Here is a 3,878-nt window from a genome sequence, read left to right as displayed (position 1 = left end):
ACGCTGGCGCCCGCCCAGACGCCCTTGCATCGCCACGCTTCTGGTCCTTTAAGCGCGCGCAACGCCGCCGAACGCCTCCCCGCGTTCTCCCAAGGACCGTTTCATGACCCAGACCGCGCCCAAAAAGGTCGTCCTCGCCTATTCCGGCGGCCTCGACACCTCGATCATCCTCAAGTGGCTGCAGACCGAATACGGCGCCGAGGTCGTGACCTTCACCGCCGACTTGGGACAGGGCGAGGAGCTGGCGCCGGCGCGCGAGAAGGCGCTGAAGCTGGGCATCAAGCCCGAGAACATCTTCATCGACGACCTGCGCGAAGAGTTCGTCCGCGACTATGACTTCCCGATGTTCCGGGCCAATGCACTCTATGAGGGCCAATATCTGCTCGGCACCTCGATCGCCCGGCCGCTTATCGCCAAGCGCCAGATCGAGATCGCGCATATGGTCGGCGCGGACGCCGTCTGTCACGGGGCCACCGGCAAGGGCAACGACCAGGTCCGGTTCGAGCTCGGCTACTATGCGCTGGAGCCTGACATCCGCGTCATCGCGCCGTGGCGCGAGTGGGACTTCCGCAGCCGCGAACACCTGCTCGACTTCGCCGAACAGCACCAGATCCCCATCGCCAAGGACAAGCGCGGCGAGTCGCCGTTCAGCGTCGACGCCAACCTTCTGCACTCGTCCTCCGAGGGCAAGGTGCTCGAGGACCCCTCCGTCGAGGCCCCCGAGTTCGTGCACCAGCGCACCCTCTCGCCCGAGGAGGCGCCGGACACGCCGACCGTCATCACCATCGGCTTCGAGAAGGGTGACGCGGTCTCGATCAACGGCGAGGCCATGAGCCCGGCGACCCTGCTGACCGCCCTGAACCAGTACGGCCACGACAACGGCGTCGGCCGCCTCGACCTCGTCGAGAACCGCTTCGTCGGCATGAAGTCGCGGGGCGTCTACGAGACGCCCGGCGGGACCATCCTGCTGGCCGCCCACCGCGGCATCGAGTCGATCACGCTCGACGGCGGAGCCATGCATCTGAAGGACGAGCTCGCGGTCAAATACGCTCATCTGATCTACAACGGCTTCTGGTTCTCGCCCGAGCGCGAGATGCTGCAGGCCGCGATCGACCACTCGCAGGCGCGCGTGTCGGGCACGGTCCGGGTCAAGCTGTACAAGGGAAACGCGACCGTCATCGGCCGCGAAAGCGCCAACAGCCTGTACGATCAGGAGCTGGTCACCTTCGAGGACGGCGCCGTCGCCTACGACCAGAAGGACGCCGCGGGCTTCATCAAGCTGAACGCGCTCCGCCTGCGGGTGCTGGGCAAGCGCGAGGCGCGCGAGCGGGGCTGACGCCGCCGAAGGAGCGGCTGGCGTCATGCCGGGCGCGGCGGCAGGATGGGCTGGTCGATACCCGTCTCCGTCCGGAAGCCCGCCGCAATGTCCATCCGCCTGATCCTGGTCGCGTCCGCCGTCATAACGCTGGCGGCGGCGCCCGCGGCCGTCGCCCGGCCGCTGCAGACGCCCGCGCCTTCGGCGGAACGGCAAGCTTGGGTGCTTGCCGAAGCGAGGGCGTTCGGGGCGCGCATGAGCTCGCTTGAGGCCGAGATAAAGGCCGAGATCGCCACGGCCTTCAGCGAAGCCGCCGCCCTTGCGAGGAGCGACCCCGGCAGATTTGCTGAACTGTTTCCGGCGCTGAACGCCATTGTCGCCCGCCACCAGCCCGCCGCCGACGCCTTGGCGGGCGACTTCTCGGCGTTCATGGACCAACAGGCGGCCGAAGCGCCCGAGGAGCGGCGCGCCCGGATTGTCGCGTTGAATGCAGAAGGGGCGGAGATGATCCGGAACCTGCCGGCGCGGACCCGCGATCAGGCCCTGATGCCCAGGTTCGAGGTCCGTCCCCAGTAGCGACGGCCCTGCCTTACCGCGATTTCACTTGAGGATGAACGCCGATCGGCGGACCTTGACCCGACACGCTCAAGGAGCTTCCGATGTTCAAGGCCCTCTCCCTCGCCGCCGCCCTCTCCCTGCTGCCCATTTCGGCCGCCGTCGCCGCCGACCTGCGCGGGCCGTCGGAAGACGCCCTCGAAGCCGCGGCCGAGGCCTTCGGCGCCCGTATGGAATCCTTTGGCGAACGCGCGGAAGCGCTGTCGAAGGACCCCAGCCTCACCGAGCTGCAGCGGGAAACCCGCGTGGCGGCGCTGTGGGCCGAGTACCAGCCGGATGTCGACGCCTTCACGGCGGTCGCCGCGCAGCACGCGTCCTCGATCGCCGCCGAGGCCCTGGCCGACATCGACATCGACGCCATCGTCGCGGAGGCTCTTGCCGACGTTGACGTGGACGCGGTGGTGGCCGAAGCCTTGGCCGAGGTCGAGGCCTCGGGCGCCCTGAAGCTGGCCCAGGGCGTGGCGGTCAACGGCGCCTGGGCCTCCAACGACCCTGAACACATGGCCACCTACGGCCTCGTCGCGGAATACGCCCTGGGCGAAGCGATGGACTCCGTGGACACGGCTCTGGCGGACGTGGAGGTCGACGTGGGCGATGCCGAAGCGGATGTCGAAGCTGAGGCGGCCGAGGACGACCACGACGACCACGACGACTGATCGGCGTCAGCCGCCTCTCCGGCTTCTTGAGGCTTGACGCGGCCGCGCCCTCGCGTGACGAGCGGGGCGTGACCCTTCCCGTCGATCCCCATCTCTATCTGACCTTTCTCGGGGTGATGGCCGTCATGGCGATCACGCCCGGGCCGGCCAACGTCTTCTCCATCGCCAACGGCGTTCAGCGCGGCAGGGCCGGCGCGTTGGCGGGCGTGGTCGGCATGAACGCCGCGACCCTGGTGTGGTTCGCCGCCGCCGCCCTGGGGCTGGGCGCCCTCGTCACCGCCTTCCCGGAAGCCTTCCGCCTGATCTCGATCGTCGGCGCCCTCTACGTCGCCTGGCTTGGGCTGAAGGCGCTGGCGGGCGCCTTCAGGACGAGCGAGGGGGCAGCGGAGGCCCCGGCGGTGCGGCTCGGCCGCAGCGCCTTCGTGGACGGGTTCATGGTCCAGATCGCCAATCCGAAGATCGTCCTGTTCTTCTCCGCCGTGCTGCCGCCGTTCATGGATGTGGATCGGCCCGCGGCGCCGCAGCTGGCGCTGTTCGCCCTGGCCACGGTGGGGATGGATGTGATCAGCATGTCCGCCTACGGTCTGGGCGGAGCCGCCCTGGCGCGGCGCATGTCGGAGACTCGCTTCCGTCGCGGCTTCGCCCTGTTCACGGGCGTTCTGCTGCTCGCCGCGGCGGCGCTTATTATCTCACGATTATAAGGGCTTGTCCGGGCCCGGAACCCTGGTGTTCATGTCCCGTTCAGGAGCGTAAGCGTTTTGTACGGGCTCAAGGAGACTCCCATGAGACATCGTTTGTTCAAGCCCGTGCTGCTGGCGGCGGCGGCGACGCTCGCCCTGTCGGCCTGCGCCACGGCTACCCCCTACGCCCCTGCCGGTTACGGCAGCCGCTACGGCTACGCCGAGCAGCGGATCGACGCCGACCGCTTCCGCGTCAGCTTCTCGGGCAATTCGGTCACCTCGCGCGATCAGGTCGAGATGGCGCTGCTGCTCCGCGCCGCCGAGGTCACGGCCGAGAACGGTTACGACTGGTTCGCCACCGTCAACCGCGCGACCGACCGCGACGTGCGGCTGCAGGCCACGCCGGATCCGTTCTACCGTGACCGGTACACTCCCTTCGGCTACAGCCGGTACAGCCCGTTCTGGGGCCCCTCGTGGCGCTACTACCGCCGCGGTTCCTGGAGCCCGTGGGCGGATCCGTTCGGTCCTGAACTCGATATCCGCGAGATCGATCGGTACGAGGCCACGGCCGAGATCGTCATGGGCCGCGGCGCCAAGCCGTCCGACGACCCC

5 protein-coding genes are annotated in these 3,878 nt (G+C 68.7%); all 5 read left to right on the top strand.

Features of this window, described 5'->3' with window-relative positions; genetic code table 11:
- The first annotated feature begins 103 nt into the window (after positions 1–103).
- A complete protein-coding gene (locus VGB60_RS02455; RefSeq protein ID WP_331036693.1) occupies positions 104–1,336 on the top strand; it encodes an argininosuccinate synthase in 1,233 nt (410 codons plus the stop codon).
- Between the two features lie 87 nt (positions 1,337–1,423).
- Positions 1,424–1,891, top strand: coding sequence for a hypothetical protein (locus VGB60_RS02450; RefSeq protein ID WP_331036692.1), 468 nt, complete (start codon positions 1,424–1,426; stop codon positions 1,889–1,891).
- A gap of 83 nt (positions 1,892–1,974) precedes the next feature.
- A complete protein-coding gene (locus tag VGB60_RS02445; RefSeq protein WP_331036691.1) occupies positions 1,975–2,586 on the top strand; it encodes a hypothetical protein in 612 nt (203 codons plus the stop codon).
- A 116-nt stretch (positions 2,587–2,702) separates the two neighbouring features.
- The gene (locus tag VGB60_RS02440; RefSeq protein WP_331036694.1) at positions 2,703–3,287 is read left to right on the top strand and encodes a LysE family translocator; all 585 of its coding nucleotides are present in this window, start codon (positions 2,703–2,705) and stop codon (positions 3,285–3,287) included.
- Positions 3,288–3,368: 81 nt separating this feature from the next.
- Positions 3,369–3,878 (top strand): CC0125/CC1285 family lipoprotein (locus VGB60_RS02435; protein WP_331036690.1); only part of this gene is annotated, 510 nt, incomplete at its 3' end.

Source organism: Brevundimonas sp., from assembly GCF_036399195.1.
In the GTDB taxonomy this organism is placed as follows: domain Bacteria; phylum Pseudomonadota; class Alphaproteobacteria; order Caulobacterales; family Caulobacteraceae; genus Brevundimonas.
The sequence above is the reverse complement of the archived record's forward strand: the minus strand, read 5'-3'. Positions and strand labels throughout refer to the sequence as shown.

Bases quoted from the DNA above. Each gene is read 5' to 3' on its own strand.
- VGB60_RS02455 (WP_331036693.1), top strand. From the start codon at position 104: ATGACCCAGACCGCGCCCAAAAAGGTCGTCCTCGCCTATTCCGGCGGC.
- VGB60_RS02450 (WP_331036692.1), top strand. From the start codon at position 1,424: ATGTCCATCCGCCTGATCCTGGTCGCGTCCGCCGTCATAACGCTGGCG.
- VGB60_RS02445 (WP_331036691.1), top strand. From the start codon at position 1,975: ATGTTCAAGGCCCTCTCCCTCGCCGCCGCCCTCTCCCTGCTGCCCATT.
- VGB60_RS02440 (WP_331036694.1), top strand. From the start codon at position 2,703: ATGGCCGTCATGGCGATCACGCCCGGGCCGGCCAACGTCTTCTCCATC.